Consider the following 20,317-nt stretch of genomic DNA (forward strand, 5'->3'; position numbering starts at 1 on the left):
CTTAAAAACGAAAAAGAACGCACCGAAAAGGTGCGTCCGAAAACTAAATAAAACTAACTCTAATCAACTATTATTACTCACTCAAAGTAATTTCTAAAGTATGCGCAAACTCACCAGACTTATCTCCCAAATTGGTTATAGATAATCCTTTTTTGGTTTGCTTATACACTATATCTTTTTTAGACCCTAATAGGGTTACATTTTCTATTTTTATTCCCTTAGCATATTCACTATTTTCTCCTAAAGATTCTATAGTAACTTCTCCTTTTTTAGGCCACGCCATCATTATAGCATATAATTTATTTCCTTTTTTAGTAAATCTAATGTCTTGCCCTGTAAAGTCTTTATTTTTTCCTTCAGAATGGTGTCCTTTTTTAACCTCTGTAGGCCCTTCTCCAAAAGTATTCCAATACTTGGTATCATAAATTGCTTCTCCATTTACCTGCAACCACTCTCCAATTTGCAATAAAATCTTAGCTTGATCCTCCGGAATAGTTCCATCTGCTTTTGGACCTACATTTAAAAGCAAATTTCCGTTTTTAGAAACAATATCTACTAAATCATCTACTATTTGGTTTGCTGTTTTAGACTTCCAATCTGTAACATGACTCCATGAGTTTTTCCCTATAGAAGTATCGGTCTGCCAAGGTAATTTTCTAATACCAGGTAATTTCCCTCTTTCTAAATCATAAACCACAGTTCCTTCCGGAAACGCTTCATGGCTAAAGTTCTTGTCTTGCAACACTACTTCTTTACCCCATTCTATTCCTTTATTATAATAATAAGCAGCAATTTTAGGTCTAACAGATGCATAATCTGGAATATCTAAATAAAAATCGAACCAAAGAATATCTGGTTGGTAATTATCAATTAAGTCTACCGTACGATCCATCCATTGTTTCTTAAATTCTTCTGAAACAGGTTCATTAATATCTTTTCCTTTTGGGGAATATAAATCTGCATATTCTGGATCCGTAGTATCAAACTTATCTTTTTTATTATAGAAAGACCAGTTAAATGCGTAATGAGAAGAAGCCCCCATGATTAGCCCTTGTGCTCTACCTTCTTTAAAAAGCTCTCCCAAAACATCTCTTTTAGGACCCATATCTACAGAGTTCCATCTTGTAGTATTAGATTTATACATTGCAAAACCATCATGATGATCTGCAACTGGAACCACATACTTTGCTCCAGATTTTTTAAATAAATCTATCCAATTTTTAGCATCAAATTTTTCTGCCTTAAACATTGGAATAAAATCTTTGTATCCAAAATCTTTCTGGTCACCCCACTTTTTTTTATGGTGTAAAAAAGTAGCATTTGGTCCTTTTGTTTGTAATTTTAATTGTGCGGTAAAGGTTGCAGTATCCATATACATTTGTCTTGGGTACCATTCTGACCCAAAAGCAGGAACAGAATATGCTCCCCAATGGATAAAAATTCCAAACTTCTGTTTATTAAACCAAGCAGGGTCTTTATAATTCTTTTTTATAGATTCCCAATTTGGTTCATATTTTGGAATACTATCTGTAACAGTAGTTAAATCTTTCTTTGCATCTTTATTCTCAGTCTTGCAAGAAACTATTAATAATGTAAGAGCAATTAATACTAAAAAATGTTTTTTCATTATGTTGTTTTAATCCATGATTAGTGCTTTGCTAAATTCCTATTTTAAAACAACAACTGAAACTACACATGTTCCAATAAGTATAACAAATGGTTCAAACCTACTAAAAAGGAGGGTTAACAACTAGACAAAAACTTAATTTGTAAATGCTCTTGCATATTTTTGTTGGTAAACCAGAGGTGTACATTTAATGAATTTATTAAACTGTCTGTAAAAAAAAGGCAAACTTTCATAGCCGGATAAGAAAGCAATTTCTGCAACTTGTTTATTAGAATCTATTAAAAGTTGACAAGCCAATTTTATTTTATACTCATTAAGAAACGTAAAGAATGATTTATTAAATGTTTTTTTAAAAAACCTACAAAAAGATTCTTCACTCATAGAAACTACACCAGAAATTTCTTTTAATGTAATTTGTCTTTGGTAATTCTCCATGATAAAATTATGAATTACATTAATTCTCTCATTGACCTTAATATTTAGCTTAGGAGCAAAATTATTCCCAGATAAAGTAATTTTATTTTTAGAATGTGCAAGCGTATTTAATATTTGAAGTAATGAAATAATATTTTCAAAAGGAGTTTGTTTTTCCATTTTCTGGAGTATGGGAACTATTTTTTTAGTAACCCTATTATTAAATTTTACACCACGAGAAGCTAATACTAAAAGCTTACTAATATCTGAAAATTCGGTTTTAGCAAGCCACCCTTCTCCAATTACATCTTCTTTCCATTGCACTACTATAGATTTAGAAGTCGTTTCATTTACAGTGGTATTTTTCCAGCAATGCGGCAAATTAGAACCCAAAAGAACTAAATCCCCTTTTTCAAACTCTAATACACTGTCTCCTACATACCGCATACCACTACTTTGTTCAATATAAGTTAGTTCATATTCGGGATGAAAATGCCAAGGAGCATTAAACATAGAATCTGAATACGTAAAAACTTTAAAAGAACTTCTGGGAGAGCTAGATATTTTTTCTAATTGCGCCTTCAAATCAAATCTAATTTTAGTATAATATTGCTCATATTACAACAAAAAAATAAAAAACACGAATTTTATGTTAAAATAGGGTATTAAATCGGTTTATTTAGATAAATTCATAAACCTTTAAATCTAGTAGATTTATATTTTTAAAAATAAAAAACATGGCTATTAAATGTAAAGCGGCAATTGCCAAAGGCGATGGCTCTTTCTCTATTGAAGAAATAACAGTACAAACCCCAGAACAGAACGAAGTAGTAGTGCAAATTAAAGCCGCAGGGCTTTGCCATACAGACCACGATTCGCTAAACTGGGGAAAACCCATTGTTATGGGACATGAAGGAGCTGGTATTGTTACAGCTATAGGTACTAATGTAAAAAGTGTTGCTATTGGCGACTCTGTGATTTTAAATTGGGCAACCCCTTGCGGCACTTGTTTTCAATGCGAAAATGAAAACGAACATATTTGTGAGAACAACTCCCCTGTTGTGGCTGGCGGAAATGGATATACCGAAGGGCATGCGCATATAGAAGGAACCACTTGGAATAACAACCCTATTGAACGCTCCTTTAATATTGGAACTATTTCTGAATATACCCTAGTAAAAGAATCTGCGGTTGTAAAAAACACAATCCCTAACATGTCTTTTAGCGCAGCAAGTATAGTTAGCTGTGGCGTAATGACTGGTTTTGGTTCTGCCGTGAATACAGCCAAAGTAGAACCTAACTCTTCTGCGGTTGTTTTAGGTACAGGTGGCGTTGGGCTCAATGTAATTCAAGGAATAAAAGTTTGTAATGCAGACAAAATTATTGCGATAGATATTAACCAAACTAGATTAGATATGGCGGTTGAGTTTGGCGCAACGCATACTATTTTAGCAGACAAAGATGACAAAGGTCTTTTAAAAGCAGCGGAGAAAGTTAAAGAAATGACTAATGGAAGAGGTGCCGATTATGCTTTTGAGTGTACAGCCATACCTGCATTAGGCGCTGCCCCTTTAGCAATGGTAAGAAACGCAGGAACTGCAATACAAGTTAGCGGAATAGAAGAAGAAGTTTTAATTGATATGTCTTTGTTTGAATGGGATAAAAAATACATTAATCCTTTATATGGGAAATGTAATCCGCAAACCGATTTTCCTAAAATACTAAATCATTATAAGAATAAGGAGATTAAATTAGATGAAATGATTACCAGAACATATCCTATAGATGATTTACAACAAGCTTTTGACGATATGCTTTCTGGAAAAAATGCAAAAGGAGTAATTGTTTTTTAATAATCATTTAGAAAATGTTTAGAACTACTGAAATATCTGATCCAGAATTTGAAAGTAACAACCTTAGGTTCATTACGGTTAAAACAAAAAACTTAAAAGGTCGCGGGGATATTTGCCTCTTTGTTCCTCCTGTTAAAAACGCAAAAGATTTACCAATAGTCCTATTATTACATGGAGTGTATGGCAGTGCTTGGATATGGTCTCAGAAAACGGGAGTACATATTACCGCTTGGGAAATGATGCAAAAAGGAACATTAAAACCTATGATAATTGCAATGCCCTCTGACGGACTTTGGGGTGATGGCTCTGCTTACTTACCGCATAACCAAAGAAATTTTGAAAAATGGATTGTAGAAGATGTTCCTAATGCTATACTAGAAAACATAGATGCAACCAGTAAAAACTCTAACCTCTACATAGGAGGATTATCTATGGGTGGTTTTGGAGCTCTTAATCTTGGGATTAAACACGCACCCAAATTTAAAGCCGTTTCTGGGCACTCTTCTATAACATCTTTTGAGCAGATGTCTCTTTTTGTAGAAGAACCTTTACATGAATATGATGCTTTAAAAAAAGAAATTCCATCTGTCTTTAAAACTATTATAGAATCTAAAAACAAACTTCCAAAATTTAGATTCGATTGCGGAAAAGAAGATATATTAATAGAGCACAATCGTAAATTACACCAACAATTAGAGGAAGAAAATATTGCACATATTTACGAAGAATTTCCCGGAAAACACGAATGGCCTTATTGGACAGAACATGTAATAGATACTTTGCAATTCTTTAATTCCGAAGAAAAACCTAAATAACAAACACCGTCTCTTATAAATGATAAACTTTACCCTTTTTTTCTTCTTTTAAAGTTTTAAACACAACAAATGTTTTTAATTATAGCTCCTTTGGTTTTATAGCCGTCTACTTTCTTAACTATCTTATATATTTATAGAAACAATTATAAATAGTCAAGATATGTTACTAAAAAACAGCATTCCTATAGTTAAGAAAATAGTTTTTCTCATAGTATTCTTGAGTATAACGGTATCTAATACATTTGCACAACATAGTATTAACCCTTTTCCAAAAGGAGAAATAAATACAACATATACTACTTCAGAAAAGCCAAACCCTGAGAACAACAAACTTTTTACAGTAAAGAACAACAGAATAGAAGTTTTATATACTTGGAAAGGAAACAAAGCCCCTTTTGGGATAATTACTACTAGAAAAGAATACAGCCATTACAATTTAGAATTACAATATAAGTGGGGCGAGCGTAAATTTAAACCCAGATTAGAAGACAAAAGAGATGCAGGTATACTTTTTCATATCCAAGGAGAAAAAGTAGTTTGGCCAAGTAGTTTAGAGTGTCAAATACAAGAGCATGATACGGGAGATTTATGGGTGATTAAAGGCCCCGCAGTTATTGTAATAGAAAAAAATGGTGTCGAAAAAAAATTAGATTCTAGTGGCGACACTGCTTTTCTTCAAAATATAAAATATGAAGACCATGAAATAGAAGGTTGGAACACAGTAAGACTAGAAGTTAGAGGTTCCAAATCTGCTCGTTTTTATGTAAACGGTAATTTAATTAATGAAATAAAAAACTTTGTTGACAAAGACAAAAAACCTTTATCTAAAGGGCAAATAGCACTACAAGCAGAAGGAGCTGAAATAACGTACAGAAACATACAATTAGAAGAATTACAACCCTAAAAAAATAAGAACATATATCATGAAAAAATCACTTAGATTCATACTTCCACTTATCCTATACAGCTTATCTATTTTTTCTATACAAGCACAAGATCGTCCAAATATTATTTTTATACTTACAGACGATCAACCTTATGGATACATGGGAGTAACTGGAAATACAATTGTAAAAACACCCAACTTAGACAAATTAACAAATGATGGTGTTCTATTTACAAATGCTCATATTACTAGTGCCATTTGCACTCCTAGTAGGGTGTCTATTTTACTTGGTCAGTATGAAAGAAAACATGGTGTTAATTTCAACTCTGGAACTAGTGTTTCTAATGAAGCATGGAAAGAATCTTACCCAATGCAATTTAAAAATGCAGGATATTATACTGGATGGATTGGTAAAAATCATGCCCCTGTTGGCAAAGGAGGTTACCAAAGCGGATTAATGGAAAAAAGCTTTGACTTTTGGTATGCAGGTCATGGGCACTTAACTTTTTACCCTAAAAAACACCACCCTATCTTTAAAAATGCAGAATTTGACACGCAAGTAGAAATAATAGATGAAGGGGTTACTAAATTTTTAGATGTAAATGAACAAAAATTTGAAGGTGCAGTACAATTTTTAGAAAAACGCCCAAGAGATAAACCTTTTATGCTTTCTATTAACTTTAATTTACCTCATAGTGCTAGTACTCGCACCATGGAACAAAAAGAAACAGATGATGAAATATATAAATCCCTATATAGAGATTTAGACATACCATTACCAGCTAATTACATTGCTAAAGCAGATATTAAAACACCAAAATTACCTTCTAGTATTCATAGAGTAGAAGACAGACAGGTTGGATATAGCTTCTCTGACACCCCAGAAGGCACTAAAGAAAGATATATAAGGCAAATGCAAGCTATGACTGGTATAGATAGATTAGTTGGTAACTTAAGAAAGAACCTAAAAGCTCTAAAAATTGAAAAAAATACTATTATAGTATTTACCTCTGATCATGGATTATATATGGGACAACAAGGTTTAGGAGGAAAAGCATTGTGTTATGAAATTACTACGCATGTTCCTCTTGTTGTTTACAACCCTAAATTAAAAAAGAAGAGTAGAGGTGTTAAAAATGATGCCCTAGTGCAAAGCATAGACATTGCACCAACTATGTTAAGTTTTGCAGGAGCTTCCATACCAAAAGCTATGCAAGGAAAAGACATATCAAAAATAGTTTCTGGAGAAAAAGCATCTGTCAGAAATTATGTTTATACCGAAAACCTATGGTCTACACAATTTGGAAACCCTAGATGTGAATCGGTTCAAAACAAAGAATGGAAATACATAAGATATTACAAAAACAATACCTTCTCTGCTAATAAAAAAATACAAGTAGCTAAAGATTTAGGTATTAAAGAAAAACATATGCTTTACGCTGTTCATGATTCAGATATTGCTATTTACAGAGACTATATAGAGTCTTCTTTACAAGGAGAAAAGCCTGTCTACGAAGAACTATACAATCTAAAAAATGACCCAAGTGAACTTCATAATTTAGTAAGCAAGGAGCAGCATAATTCTATATTAGAAGAACTTAGAAAAGAATGGAAAAAACAAATTACAAATGCAAGAGGAACAGATGCTCCTAAAGTTTATAGATATACTATTGACAGTCAATTAGAAAGTTCTGATAAGGTACAATTAGAGTAAAAAACCAAACTACTAAAAAAATGAAAAAATTAGCATTAGTAATTACTATTCTTCTATTTATAGGAGCAAAAACAAGTGCTCAAGAAGCACCCAAGAAACCTAATATTATCGTAATTCTTACAGACGACCAAGGCTGGGCAGATGTTGGTTTTAATGGCGGCACAGATATCCCCACACCAAACCTAGACGAACTAGCCGAAAGTGGCGTAATTTTCTCTAATGGTTATGTATCTCACCCCTACTGTAGCCCTTCTAGAGCTGGTTTACTTACGGGAAGGTACCAAGCAAGGTTTGGTCATGATTGCAACATGACCTATGATACAGACAATGATAATAGCATAGGAACACCTTTGTCTGAAGTTATGATATCTGAAGCCTTAAAAGAAGAAGGCTATAGAACTTGTGCTATAGGCAAATGGCATGTAGGTGACCATCCTGATTTACACCCAACCAACCAAGGTTTTGATTATTGGTTTGGATTTTCTGGAGGAAACATGAATTATTGGGGAATTCCAGATGGTCCATTAAAAACTATCCTTAGAAATGGTAAACCTGTACCGCAGAAAGAATTAAGTTATTTAACAGATGACTTTACAAACGAAGCTATTAACTACATAAACAAAAAATCTGATAAACCATTTTTTATATACCTAGCGTATAATGCGCCACACTCTCCTGATCATGCTATTGAAAAATATTTAGAACAAACTAAACATATTGAGTATAGTGACAGAAGTATATATGGTGCTATGGTAAATGCCGTAGATAATGGTGTAGGTAAAATAAATAAAGCTCTTATAGCTAACGGAATAAAGGATAATACTATAATTGTTTTCCTTAGTGATAATGGCGGAAGAAAAGAACATGCAGACAATAGACCTAATAGAGGTCATAAAGGAATGCTTTTTGAAGGCGGAATAAAAGTTCCTTTTTTTATCACTTGGCCTAAAAAAATAAAGCCAAAACAGACGTATAACCAAAATGTTATTTCTTTAGATTTATATCCTACATTTTTAGAAGCTGCAGGAGTAAATGTTACTTCCAAAAAACAATTAGATGGAAAAAGTTTATTACCTTACTTAAAAGGAAACCTATCTACCGTGCCACACAACACTCTTTTTTGGCGCTCTGTTGGTGGTTTTGAATATGCTGTTAGAAAAGGGGATTTTAAACTTTACAAAAGTTCTTATAAGAATAAAACTATGCTTTTTAATTTAAAAAATGATTCCTATGAGCGTCATGATATTGCGGAAAACAACCCTAATATCATAAAAGAATTAGAAGAAGAATATAAAACTTGGGATAGTAAAAATATAGCTCCAGGGTGGTTAGACCCCCACCCCGAGAATGTAATTAAGGAAGAGAAAAAACTTCAAGATGCTAGAAAAAAATCTACCCGGAAAATAAAATAATTAAGTATTAAAAAATCATCTTAAATAATTATGAGAAATATATTTATAAAAAAAACAATCCTTATTTTTCTTAGCGTAATCACTTTTTTTTCCTGTAAAACAGCAGAAAAAACTCCTGAAAAACAGCCTAACATTGTATGGATAGTTTCTGAAGATAACTCTAAGCATTATTTAAAACTGTTTGATGAAAATGGAATAGAGACTCCCAATATTGCCTCTTTAACCAATCAAGGAGTTATGTTTACCAGAGCGTTCTCTAATGCTCCAGTATGTAGTGTTGCTAGATCTACAATAATTTCTGGAACTTATGCTCCAAGAACTGGAGTACAGTTTCATCGAAAAAGCGAGTTAGCACCATTACCAGATGGCCTACATATGTTTCCTGCGTACCTAAAACAAGCCGGATATTACACAACTAACAACAGTAAAGAAGATTATAATTTTGTAAAAAGTGATACGGTTTGGGATGATTCTTCAAAAAAAGCTAGCTACAGAAATAGAAGTGAAAACCAACCATTCTTCCATGTTTTTAATATAGGTACAAGTCATGAATCTAGAATTCATTTTACCAAGGAAGATATGGATGCCGCTTTAGCAAAAGGTGAATTAGATAGTTTTAACATTCAACCTAATCACCCACAAACAGAATTATTTCAATACACTAATGTTCATTATCGAAATAAAATTCAGGAGATGGACCAAGAAGTTGGTGCTGTGATTAAAGAATTAAAAGAAGATGGATTATTAGAAGACACCTTCATTTTTTACTATGGTGACCACGGAGGAGTTTTACCAGGAAGTAAAGGATATTTATACGAAACCGGACTTCACGTTCCTATGATAGTTCGCGTTCCTGAAAACTATAAACATTTAACACATTTAAAACCTGGAAGCACTACTGAAAACTTTGTGAGTTTCATAGATTTGGCTCCAACGGTTTTAAAACTAGCTAACGTGTCTATTCCCGAACAAATAGACGGTAAACCTTTTCTTACTCCAGAAGAAACAAAACAAGACCATACAACATTTGGATACGCAGATAGATTTGATGAAAAGTACGATTTAGTACGATCAGTGCGTAAAGGGAAATATAAATACATCCGTAATTTTCAACCTTTCAATTTTGATGGATTAATGAATAACTATCGTTACAAACAGTTAGCATATAAAGAATGGGAAACACTTTATAACGAAGGTAAATTAAACGATGTACAATCCACATTTTTTAAATCAAAAGCACCTGAAATGCTTTTTGATGTAGAAAATGACCCTTATGAAACTAAGAATTTAGCAAACGATGCAGCACACAAAAACACCCTTTTAGATCTAAGAAGCTCTTTAAATACATGGATAGAAGGAATGCCTGACCTTTCTTTTTACCCAGAACACTATATTATTGACAATGCTTTAAAAAATCCAGTAAAATGGGGGCAAGAGCATAAAAAAGACATTAAAAAATATATTACAACGGCAAATTTAATGTTACAAGATTTTAGTTCTATTAAGGAGAAAGTAAAAGTAAGTTTAGCTTCTAAAGACCCTTGGGAACGTTATTGGGCACTGATAGTTTGCAGTAGTTTTGGTAAAGAAGCAAATGCATTAAAAACTACCATTAAAAACATAGCTAAAACAGACCCACAAGCTTTAAATAAAGTTAGAGCTGCAGAGTTTTTAGGACTTACTAAAAATGATAATCCAGAACAAATATGTTTAGAGGCTTTATATAGCACAAATAATCCTGTTGAAGCTTTACTTATACTCAATTCTATAACGCTTTTAAGTTCTAAAGATTTTGGATATTCAATACAAATAGATACCTCAAAATTAAAACCAACTGTACTAAAAGATGCACAAGTACTTAGGCGAATTGAATATTTAATACCTTAATTAATTTCTAACTGATGATTCTCTAATGGTTAGCTCTCCATTTAAAACAATGGTTTGAGGTTCCATTAGAGAATTGTTTATTTGTTTAAATAAAAGTTCTGCCGCATTTTTACCCATATCAAAAGTTGGTTGTTTTACGCTACTTAATTTTGGAGTTATTAAATCTACCATACGAGTCTCTGTAAAACCCATTACAGCTATATCTTCAGGCACTTTAATACCATTACTTTTTAGTTTTGCAATTGCACCCATTGCCACACGATCATTAAAACAAAAAATAGCATCTGGCAAATCATGATTATAAATTAGATCTTCTATAACCTGCATACCTTCTTCTGCTAGTAATCCTGTTTCTATAACCTTGTAATTTTCTTTAGGTATTTTATGCTTATTCATAGCTCTTTTAAACCCCTCTATTCTATCTATAGAAACATTTAAACTTTTATACCCAGCTAGGTAATAAATATTTTTATACCGTTGTCTTATTAGGTGTTCTGCAGCAAAAAAAGCCCATTTTTTATTGTTAAAATATACTTTAGAAGCCTCTAATGTTTCTTTAACTCTACTCATAAAAACAATGGGATATCCAGCATTTAATTCTTTTAGATAGTACTCCATATTTCCACTGTCCATGGTGGGAGCAATTATTAAACCATCAACCATACTATGAATTAAAGTTTTTACATTTTTTAATTCAATTTCAGGTTTTTCATCAGATTGAGCAATTAGTACCTGATAACCATGTGCCATAAACACTTCTTGTATTCCTATTATAATCTCAGAATAATATTCATTTATAAATTCTGGTACAACAACACCAATATTAAAGGTTTTATTTTGACTTAATTTTTTTGCAATAGGATTAGGAAAATAACCCATTTCCTCTGCCGTTTTTAGTATAAGTTCTTTAGTTTCTTTTTTAATATCATACTTATCATTAAAAGCCCTAGATACAGATGAGATAGAAACATTTAATCTTTTTGCTACATCTTTTATAGTAACGTGCTTCATAATTAAAGTATTAAGTTTTTAAATAAATTTTCGGAAATAAATATACCTTCTTAAAAAAACAATCTTTTCCAATAACAAAAAATCTTTTTCAAATTATATAATAAGCAATAAAATAGCTTTTAAAATTACAATAATAAACAATATAATGAACATTAATAAGAATACACTAAATACTAAAAATAGTTTGTTTCCGAAACCGTTTCCGAATATTTAAACCGTTTCCGGTATCGTTTCCGGTAAAATAAAATCTTCGCTTACACTTTTCTAACATCTTCTAATACTAAATTACCCCAAGAATTAACTTAAAATTAACTTAAATCATTATTAATTAACAGACAAATTATGAAAAGAAAACATGTCTATTTAATTTTCTTCTTTTGCTGTAGTGCTATGCTATGGTCTCAAGAGAAAATAGTAAATGGGTCTATTACAGATTCAGATGGAGTACCACTTCCTGGAGCTAATGTTGTAGAAGTAGGTACAACCAATGGAACCCAATCCGATTTTGATGGTAATTACCAAATTACCGTAAATCAAGGGGCTTCATTATCCTTTTCTTACATTGGTATGGTTAGTCAAACTATTGTAGTTTCTAATCAAGAGAATCTTAATGTTGCATTACAGGAAGACGCCGCTCAGTTAGATGAAGTTGTGGTTGTAGGTTACGGCACACAAAAGGTTGTAAATTTAACAGGATCTGTAGAAGTAGTTAAAGCTGCTGAAATCACAAGACAACCTGTAGCACAGGCTTCTCAAGCATTAGCTGGTTTAGTTCCTGGTTTAACAGCCACACAATCTAGTGGACAACCTGGAGGAGATAATGCAACTTTAAGAATTAGAGGTGTTGGTACTTTAGGTAATGGAGCTAAGAACAATCCACTAGTTTTAATTGACGGAATCCCAGATGACATCAATGGTTTAGACCCAAGTGACATTGAGTCTATATCGGTCTTAAAAGACGCTTCTGCTGCGGCAATTTATGGCTCAAGAGCTGCTAATGGTGTTATTCTTGTAACAACAAAAAGAGGTAAGGAAGGCAGAATATCTACTTCCTATAATACCTATATTGGTGTACAAAGTATTGCTCAAAACCTTCAATTTCTTGATGCTTTGGGGTATATGGAAGCATTTAACTCTGCACAACCAGGAGCTTTTCCAGAAGAAACATTGCAAGCCTACAGAAATGGAGATGGTGTTGGTACAGAAGCATTACCAAATACAGACTGGGTAGATTTACTATTCTCGTCAGCTGCTATTCAACAATACCATAGTATCTCTGTAAGAGGAGGGTCTGAAAAAGCAAAAATGTCTAGTTCTATTTCATATACAGATCAAGATGGTAATGTTCCAAACTTTAACTTTAAAAGATATAATGGTCGTTTTAATTTAGATTTTAAATTAAGTGAAAAAATAGATTTAGCTTTTGATTTAAATTTTAGAAGAGAAGATAGAAAACAACCAGGAGAACTTAATAGTATTACTAGGTCGGCATATAGGTTACAACCCTTATTTGTTGCGATTAACGATGACGGCACAAACGGGCAAGGCTTTTCTGGCGGTAACCCAGTTGCATATGCAAATTCTACAGCTTTAGACCAAACTATTACTAACTATTTTAGAGGGCTAGTAAAAGCTACGTATAGACCTTTTAATAACTTTTCTATATCTGCAACCTATGCACCACAGTATACAGATCGCGACCAAGATAATTTTCAAACAGGGTTTACGTATTATGAATTCTCTGGTGGACCGGCTATTAACAGAAGTTCCCCTAGCTTAGAAAAAGAAACCTTTACATCTTTCCAAGATAATTTTAATGCTATCATGAACTATAGTAAAGATTTTGGAAATCATAGCGTTTCTGCTTTAGCAGGGTACGAAATATTAAAATTTCAATCCGAAACATGGGGAGCTAGTCGTAAAAATTATGTGTTAGACGATTTTAGAGGATTGGATAATGGAGATGCAGATACGCAATTAAACTACGGGTCTTCTACTTTAAATGGTTTAGAATCTTTATTTGGAAGAATAAATTATTCCTATAAAGATAAATACCTTTTAGAAGCAAATGTAAGACGTGATGCTTCTTCTCGTTTTGCTCCTGGTTTCCGTTCGGCAACATTCCCTTCTTTTTCTTTAGGTTGGGTAGCTTCACAAGAAGGTTTTCTACAGGATAGTGAAACTATAAATTTCTTAAAATTTAGAGCTTCATGGGGTCAATTAGGAAATCAATTTGTTTATGGTACTAATGCAGATGGTGAATCCGTTCTTAACAACTTTGTTTATACTTCATTGTTTGGTTTGGGTAACGCTAACCCTACTATTGGTGGCGTACCAATTACTGGAGGCGCACAGGAAACTTTATCAAATCCAGAGTTACGTTGGGAAACTGGTGAAACTCAAAATATTGGTTTCGATGCCAAACTTTTTCAAAGTAAATTATCATTAACGGGAGAGTATTATGTTCGTAAAACAAAAGATATTTTATTAGATGTTACTATCCCAAGTTCTACAGGCTTATTATCTCCAGCACAAAATGCCGGAGAAGTATGGAACACTGGTTACGATTTATCTATAGGTTGGCAAGATATGATTGGCGAAAACTTTAGATATGGATTTAACTTTAATTATTCTGATTTTAAAAACGAAATTAAAAACTTAGGTGGTTTAGATCAATTACCTCCAGGAAATAGAATTAATAGAGTTGGAGAAGAAATTGGAGCAATTCATGGTCTAAAAGTAGAAGGATTATACCAAGAGAGTGATTTTGATTCTAGTGGAGCTTTAAACCCTGACTTACCTACTCCAGGATTTGGAGCAATTCAAGCAGGTGATATAAAGTATGCCGATATTTCTGGCCCTGATGGAGTTCCTGATGGAGAAATCACAAATGATGATCGTACAATTATTGGAAGTGATATCGCAAATAAAAATTGGGGATTAGAACTATTTACAGAATATAAAAACATAGATCTTTCTATATCTTTATTAGGCTCTGGAGGAAGAGATATTGTATTACAAGGTGATGCTGGTTATGCATTCTTTAATGCTGGTAAAATCCAGGAATGGCAAGCAGATTATTGGACACCAACAAATACTAATGCTGCTTATCCTCGTTTACATCCTGCAAGTTCGCATCCAAACTGGAGGACAAATGAAACTTGGATGCATGATGCATCATATGTAAGATTAAGAAATATTACACTAGGTTATAATTTATCTAGAGACTTTTTAGATAAAATAAGTCTTTCCAGAGCAAGAATATATTTGTCAGGACAAAATTTAGCTACATGGGATAATATGCCAGAAGGGATAGACCCATTAACCCCTCAATTTTCATCTGGTGCATTCTACCCTGTGACTAAGGTGTTTTCATTAGGCCTTAACGTAACTTTTTAGAACCATAATTATAAACAAAATGAAAAAAATAAAATATATAATAACAATATGTCTTAGCGCTCTTATTTTAGGAGCCTGTGAAGACACTGTATTAAATCTAGAGGATCCTGGAGCACCAACAGATGCTACTTTTTTTCAAACACAAGATCATTTAGAGGTTGCACTTGCTGGTACTTATGAAAGTTTAAACTATGTAAGGACAGTACCCTTTCCTCAATTATTAGACCATACTACCGATTATGCTTTTAATCGTGGTAATGTAGGAGGCACCGTTGCTACTACTACTGGCGGTTTAACCTCAACAGAAGCAATTGTTAATGCCTTTTGGGATAGATTTTATACTGGTGTTCAACGTGCCAACAATCTATTATCTAATATGCATAAAGCTAAAGATGTTACAGACCCAGAAAGGTTTGAACAAATTAAAGCAGAAGCTTTATTTTTAAGAGCTATGTTTTATAGTTACTTAACAGAACTTTATGGTGATATCCCTTTTAGAACAGAAATAGTTACTTCTTTAGATGATTTAACAATTCCAAAAACTTCTAAAACAGAAATTGTAGCAAATATTCTTACTAATTTAGAAGAAGCTGCTAGTATACTTCCTGCGGTACAATCTAGTGGCGAAAGAGGTAGAGCATCTGCAAATGCAGCAAATGCATTGATTGCTAGAATTGCATTATATAATGGAGACATGTTACTTGCAGAAAGTGCTGCTTTAAAAGTAATGAACTCAGAAGCAACGCCAACTTTACATACTAACTATGAAGAATTATTTACTGCATCGGGTATTGGCTCTCCCGAAGTAATCCTTGATTTATCATATACTGATGGTACAAGGGTTCATGAAATATCGCAAAGACAAGGAAGTCGTTTTGGTGGATGGTGCCAATTAGTACCTGCACAACAAATAGTAGATAGTTATGAGACTATTAATGGATTACCAATAGACGAAGACCCAACCTATGACCCAGAAAACCCATTTAATAATAGAGACCCAAGATTAAAAGCTACAATTGCAATTCCTGGTGAGGTATGGGCAAATCATGAAATACAACAGCATAGTGATAGTATTGCTGTTTGGAAAGTAGAAAATGGAGTAAATATAGAACGAGTTTTTAACCCAAATGCCGCTAATCCAGGAGGAAGAAAAATAATAGACCCATATGATGGCACAGAATATACTACAGGTGGAGCAAATCGTTTTACATCTTTTACAGGCTATTTCTGGAAAAAATTCTCAGATGAACCTGCCTTAATCGCCAATGATGGCTCTCAAAGAAGATCAGAACAACCTGTTTATTTATTACGTTATGCAGAAGTTTTATTAACTTATGCAGAAGCTAAAATTGAAGCCGGAAATATAGATAACTCTGTATTAAATGCAATTAATTTAGTTAGAGAAAGAGCCTACAACAACAGTGGCATTCCTTATCCAGCAATTACAACAACCGATCAAGAAGAGCTAAGAAAAATTATTAGGAGAGAACGAAAAATAGAATTTGCAGATGAAGGATTACGACTTTTTGATATTAAAAGATGGCGAATTGCAGAAAAAGTCATGAATACCGAAGTGTTTGGTAGTCCTGCCAATGGGTTTAGCAAAATAGGATCTCTTAACTACATACCTAGTATCGATGATGACGGTTTTGTAACTTACCCTGGAGCACCATCACAACCCAGAGTTGAACTTGGAAATTTAGACTATAGAGAATTAGAGGTGAGAGTTTTTGATCCAAATAAACATTACTTATGGCCTATTCCTCAATCAGAAATAGATGCTAGCGAAGGTATTGTAGAACAAAACCCTGGTTACTAAAAAAATTGAGTTTATAAGTTCGAGTTAGTTTTTTAGTTTAAAAGGGAGCTGAATAGCTCCCTTTTTCTAATTTTTAATACAATGATAAACTATCAAAAAACAACATATTTAGTATTTGTTATTATCACCTTGTTATTTTCATGTTCTAAACCTGAAAATAACAAAACAATAAACTCCAAACTATTTGAAATAGTCCCAGACTCCATTAGCAACATAACTTTTTCTAACAATCCAAAAGAAAATGCTTTTATGAGTGCTTTAAATTATGATTACATGTACAATGGCGCAGGTGTATCTGTAGGAGATGTAAATGGCGACTCTTTACCAGATATTTTCTTTGTATCTAACCAAAATAAAAACGAATTATATTTAAACAATGGTGCATTAGAATTTAAAAATGTTTCTAAAATTGCAGGTATTACAGGAGTATCTGGCTTTAAAACCGGAAGTACTTTTATAGATATAAATAATGACGGTTTACTAGATATTTACATATGTAAATCTGGGTTATACAAAGATTCCGAAAAAAGAAAAAATGAGCTCTATATAAATCAAGGAAATAACCAAAACGGAATCCCCACTTTTATAGAAGAAGCCCATAAATACAAATTAGATTTAGAACATTATTCTACTCAAGCATCTTTTTTCGACTATGACAAAGATGGAGATTTAGATATGTTTTTAATCAATCATAATGTCGATTCTAATGTACACTACAATTTTAATCACTATAAAAAAATAAAATCCGACCTCACTAGCGATAGATTATACCAAAACAATAATAATATTTTTAAAGATATCTCCAAAGAAGCTGGTTTATTAAATGATGGCATCGGATATGGATTAGGAATTGCCATAGGTGACTTAAATAATGATACATGGCCAGACGTAATAGTAAGTCAAGATTTCACATCTAAAGACCGCATGTACCTCAATCAGAAAAATGGCACTTTTAAAGAAATTATTAGCACCGCTACAGGACACATTTCTAACTTTTCCATGGGTAATGATATTGCCGATTTTAATAATGACGGCTGGTTGGATTTCGTTTCTCTTGATATGGTTTCTGAAGACAACTATGGCATAAAAGCTAGTATGAGTGGCATGAACCCGGAACGATTTAATTCCTTAATAGATCAAGGGTTTCACCATCAATATATGTATAATACCCTTCAAATAAATAACGGCATTTCTACGAAGAAGAAAATTCCTGTCTTTTCAGATGTTGCTGCCATGGCAGGCGTTGCGAGTACGGATTGGAGTTGGGGTCCTCTCTTTTTTGATATGGATAATGATGGTGACAAAGACCTATTTGTATCCAACGGAATAAAAAGAGACTTTAGAAATGTAGATTATATACATTACAGAGAACGTAAAGAGATTGAATTTGAAGAGAAAATAAAAAAAATATCCAAAAAACTACGCCCCCTTTTTCAAGAACAGCATGATGCCGACATTATAAAAAACATGCCGCCAAGAAAAAAAGATAATTACTTCTATGAAAACCTTGGAGATGCGCAATTCCTCAAAAAGAATGGAGACTGGACAGTAGAAAAATTAACTGCAACCAATGGCGCTTCTTATGCCGACTTAGATAATGATGGTGATTTAGACTTAATCACTAATAATATGAATGATAAAGCTTTTATTTACAAAAATAATAGCAGAGAATTAGGACTTGGAAGCTATTTAAAAATAAAATTAAAAGGTTCCTCTAAAAACATAAATGGTATTGGTGTAAGAGTTAGTATTATTACAACTCAAGGAACTCAAATTCTAGAGCAATATGCTTCAAGAGGGTTTCAATCTTCCAAAGATTATTCACTACATTTTGGAGTAGGGAAAGAAACAATTATTGATACTCTAAAAATTAATTGGCCTAATGGTAAATCACAGTTATTAACAAATACTAAAAGCAACCAAACTATAATATTAAATTATAAAGATGCTATAAATAGTATTGAAACAAAATCAACAAAAAAAACTAAATTTCAAGACATTACAAGCCAAATAAATCTTAATCATTACATTCCGCAAAACACTTTTGACGATTTTAAACGCGAAAGTCTATTACCTCATAAAATGTCTGAAGAAAGTATTGCCTTAGCTGTTGGCGATATTAATAACGATGGTTTAGATGATTTTTTTGTAGGTGGAGCTTTAGGTTTCCCTGGAGCATTATATACACAAAATGAAAAAGGCAGATTTAAAATAGTAAAAACCAATCTTTTTATAAATGATAAAGAATATGAAGATGTTAATGCTACTTTTTCAGACTTAGATAAAGATGGCGATTTAGACTTGTACGTTGTTAGTGGTGGTAATGAACATAAAGTAGGGTCTAAATATTACAGTGATCGTATTTATTTTAACCAAAATGGTGTTTTTCATAAAACAAACATCCCATTTAACACTACATTTTGTCATAGCGGAAGCATTGTAAAACCTTACGATTTTGATAGTGATGGCGATTTAGACCTTTTTGTTGGTAGCAGGCAAACACCTAATAAATACCCGTTTCCAGGAAGTAGTTTTCTTTTAAAAAATGAATCAAAAAAAGACCAAATAAAATTCTCTCTAATTACAAATAAAGAGCTTAACCAAATTGGAATGGTCACCGATGCTAATTGGGTTAATATAGATTCTGATGAGAAAAAAGAACTAGTAATTGTTGGAGAATGGATGCCCATAACCATATTTAAACAAGTAGATGGAAAATTTATTAATTATACAGAAAAAACTGGTTTAGCAAAGAGTTCTGGTTGGTGGAACACAATAAAATCTCTTGATATTGACAAAGATGGCGACATGGATTTTATTGCAGGTAATTTGGGACTAAATTCTAAATACAAAGCATCTACAGAAGCTCCTTTTGAAATATTCAGTAATGATTTTGATGATTCTGGCTCTTTAGACATTGTCTTAAGTTATCATCAAAATGGAGAGAAATTTCCTTTAAGAGGAAGACAGTGCAGTTCGCAACAAATGCCTTTCATTCAAAAAAAATTCCCAAACTATCATACGTATGCTTCCGCCAGATTAGAAGAAGTGTATCCGCCAGAAAAAATGAAAGAAGCCTTGACATATAAGGCAAATACTTTTGCAACAAGCTACATAGAAAATAATGGGAATGGGACTTTTAATATCAAAAAAATGCCCCTTGGAGCCCAACAAAGTAGTGTAAAAAGTATATGTGCATTAGCAAATAAAAAAAATGAAACTACAGATTTTCTTTTATTTGGAAACACTTACGGTTTTGAAGTAGAAACTCCAAGACAAGATGCTAGTTTTGGCACCTATTTACAAAAAGACAAAAACAATTTTTATAAAGTAATAGAACCATCTAAAACTGGATTATACATTTCTGGTGAGATTACTAATGCAAAAAATATTTCATTAACAAATAATGAAAAAGGAATATTGATTGTAAAAAACAACGACAACCTACAATTAATTAAAGTAAATAATAGGTGATTTTAA

The 20,317-nt window shown here is 32.6% G+C and carries 12 protein-coding genes; 9 read left to right on the top strand and 3 right to left on the bottom strand.

From position 1 onward, the window contains the following. Positions 1-73 precede the first annotated feature (73 nt). Entirely contained in the window at positions 74-1,627 is a 1,554-nt protein-coding gene (locus tag CLV91_RS01945) for an alpha-L-fucosidase (RefSeq protein WP_121063434.1), read from the bottom strand. A 135-nt stretch (positions 1,628-1,762) separates the two neighbouring features. After that, entirely contained in the window at positions 1,763-2,626 is an 864-nt protein-coding gene (locus tag CLV91_RS01950) for an AraC family transcriptional regulator (RefSeq protein ID WP_211333182.1), read from the bottom strand. A gap of 152 nt (positions 2,627-2,778) precedes the next feature. On the opposite strand from CLV91_RS01950, the gene CLV91_RS01955 reads away from it, so the two are divergent. The 6 genes from CLV91_RS01955 to CLV91_RS01980 all read left to right on the top strand — a co-directional run bounded on the left by CLV91_RS01955 (position 2,779) and on the right by CLV91_RS01980 (position 10,608). Continuing rightward, complete coding sequence (locus tag CLV91_RS01955; protein ID WP_121063436.1) at positions 2,779-3,894, top strand: Zn-dependent alcohol dehydrogenase; 1,116 nt, start codon at positions 2,779-2,781, stop codon at positions 3,892-3,894. A gap of 14 nt (positions 3,895-3,908) precedes the next feature. Next, a complete protein-coding gene (locus CLV91_RS01960) occupies positions 3,909-4,709 on the top strand; it encodes an alpha/beta hydrolase (protein WP_121063438.1) in 801 nt (266 codons plus the stop codon). 160 nt (positions 4,710-4,869) lie between these two features. Then, positions 4,870-5,613: a 3-keto-disaccharide hydrolase gene (locus CLV91_RS01965; protein ID WP_121063439.1), complete on the top strand. Its 744-nt coding sequence runs from the start codon at positions 4,870-4,872 to the stop codon at positions 5,611-5,613. A gap of 19 nt (positions 5,614-5,632) precedes the next feature. Then, a complete protein-coding gene (locus CLV91_RS01970) occupies positions 5,633-7,309 on the top strand; it encodes a sulfatase-like hydrolase/transferase (protein ID WP_121063440.1) in 1,677 nt (558 codons plus the stop codon). Positions 7,310-7,329: 20 nt separating this feature from the next. Beyond that, complete coding sequence (locus tag CLV91_RS01975; RefSeq protein ID WP_121063442.1) at positions 7,330-8,721, top strand: sulfatase-like hydrolase/transferase; 1,392 nt, start codon at positions 7,330-7,332, stop codon at positions 8,719-8,721. Positions 8,722-8,751: 30 nt separating this feature from the next. Continuing rightward, positions 8,752-10,608, top strand: a complete 1,857-nt coding sequence (locus CLV91_RS01980) for a sulfatase family protein (RefSeq protein ID WP_121063444.1) — start codon at positions 8,752-8,754, stop codon at positions 10,606-10,608. Here CLV91_RS01980 and CLV91_RS01985 read toward each other — a convergent pair whose 3' ends face one another. Next, a complete protein-coding gene (locus CLV91_RS01985) occupies positions 10,609-11,619 on the bottom strand; it encodes a LacI family DNA-binding transcriptional regulator (RefSeq protein WP_121063446.1) in 1,011 nt (336 codons plus the stop codon). A 342-nt stretch (positions 11,620-11,961) separates the two neighbouring features. Here CLV91_RS01985 and CLV91_RS01990 point away from each other — a divergent pair, with 342 nt between their 5' ends. The 3 genes from CLV91_RS01990 (at position 11,962) to CLV91_RS02000 (ending at position 20,311) form a co-directional block, all read left to right on the top strand. Further along, positions 11,962-15,018, top strand: a complete 3,057-nt coding sequence (locus tag CLV91_RS01990; RefSeq protein WP_121063448.1) for a SusC/RagA family TonB-linked outer membrane protein — start codon at positions 11,962-11,964, stop codon at positions 15,016-15,018. 19 nt (positions 15,019-15,037) lie between these two features. Next, entirely contained in the window at positions 15,038-16,837 is a 1,800-nt protein-coding gene (locus CLV91_RS01995; RefSeq protein WP_121063450.1) for a RagB/SusD family nutrient uptake outer membrane protein, read from the top strand. An 81-nt stretch (positions 16,838-16,918) separates the two neighbouring features. Then, positions 16,919-20,311 carry a CRTAC1 family protein gene (locus CLV91_RS02000; RefSeq protein ID WP_121063452.1) on the top strand — a complete coding sequence of 1,131 codons (3,393 nt, stop codon included), beginning with the start codon at positions 16,919-16,921 and terminating at the stop codon, positions 20,309-20,311. Positions 20,312-20,317 lie beyond the last annotated feature (6 nt).

The organism is Maribacter vaceletii, assembly GCF_003634105.1.
GTDB lineage: Bacteria > Bacteroidota > Bacteroidia > Flavobacteriales > Flavobacteriaceae > Maribacter_B > Maribacter_B vaceletii.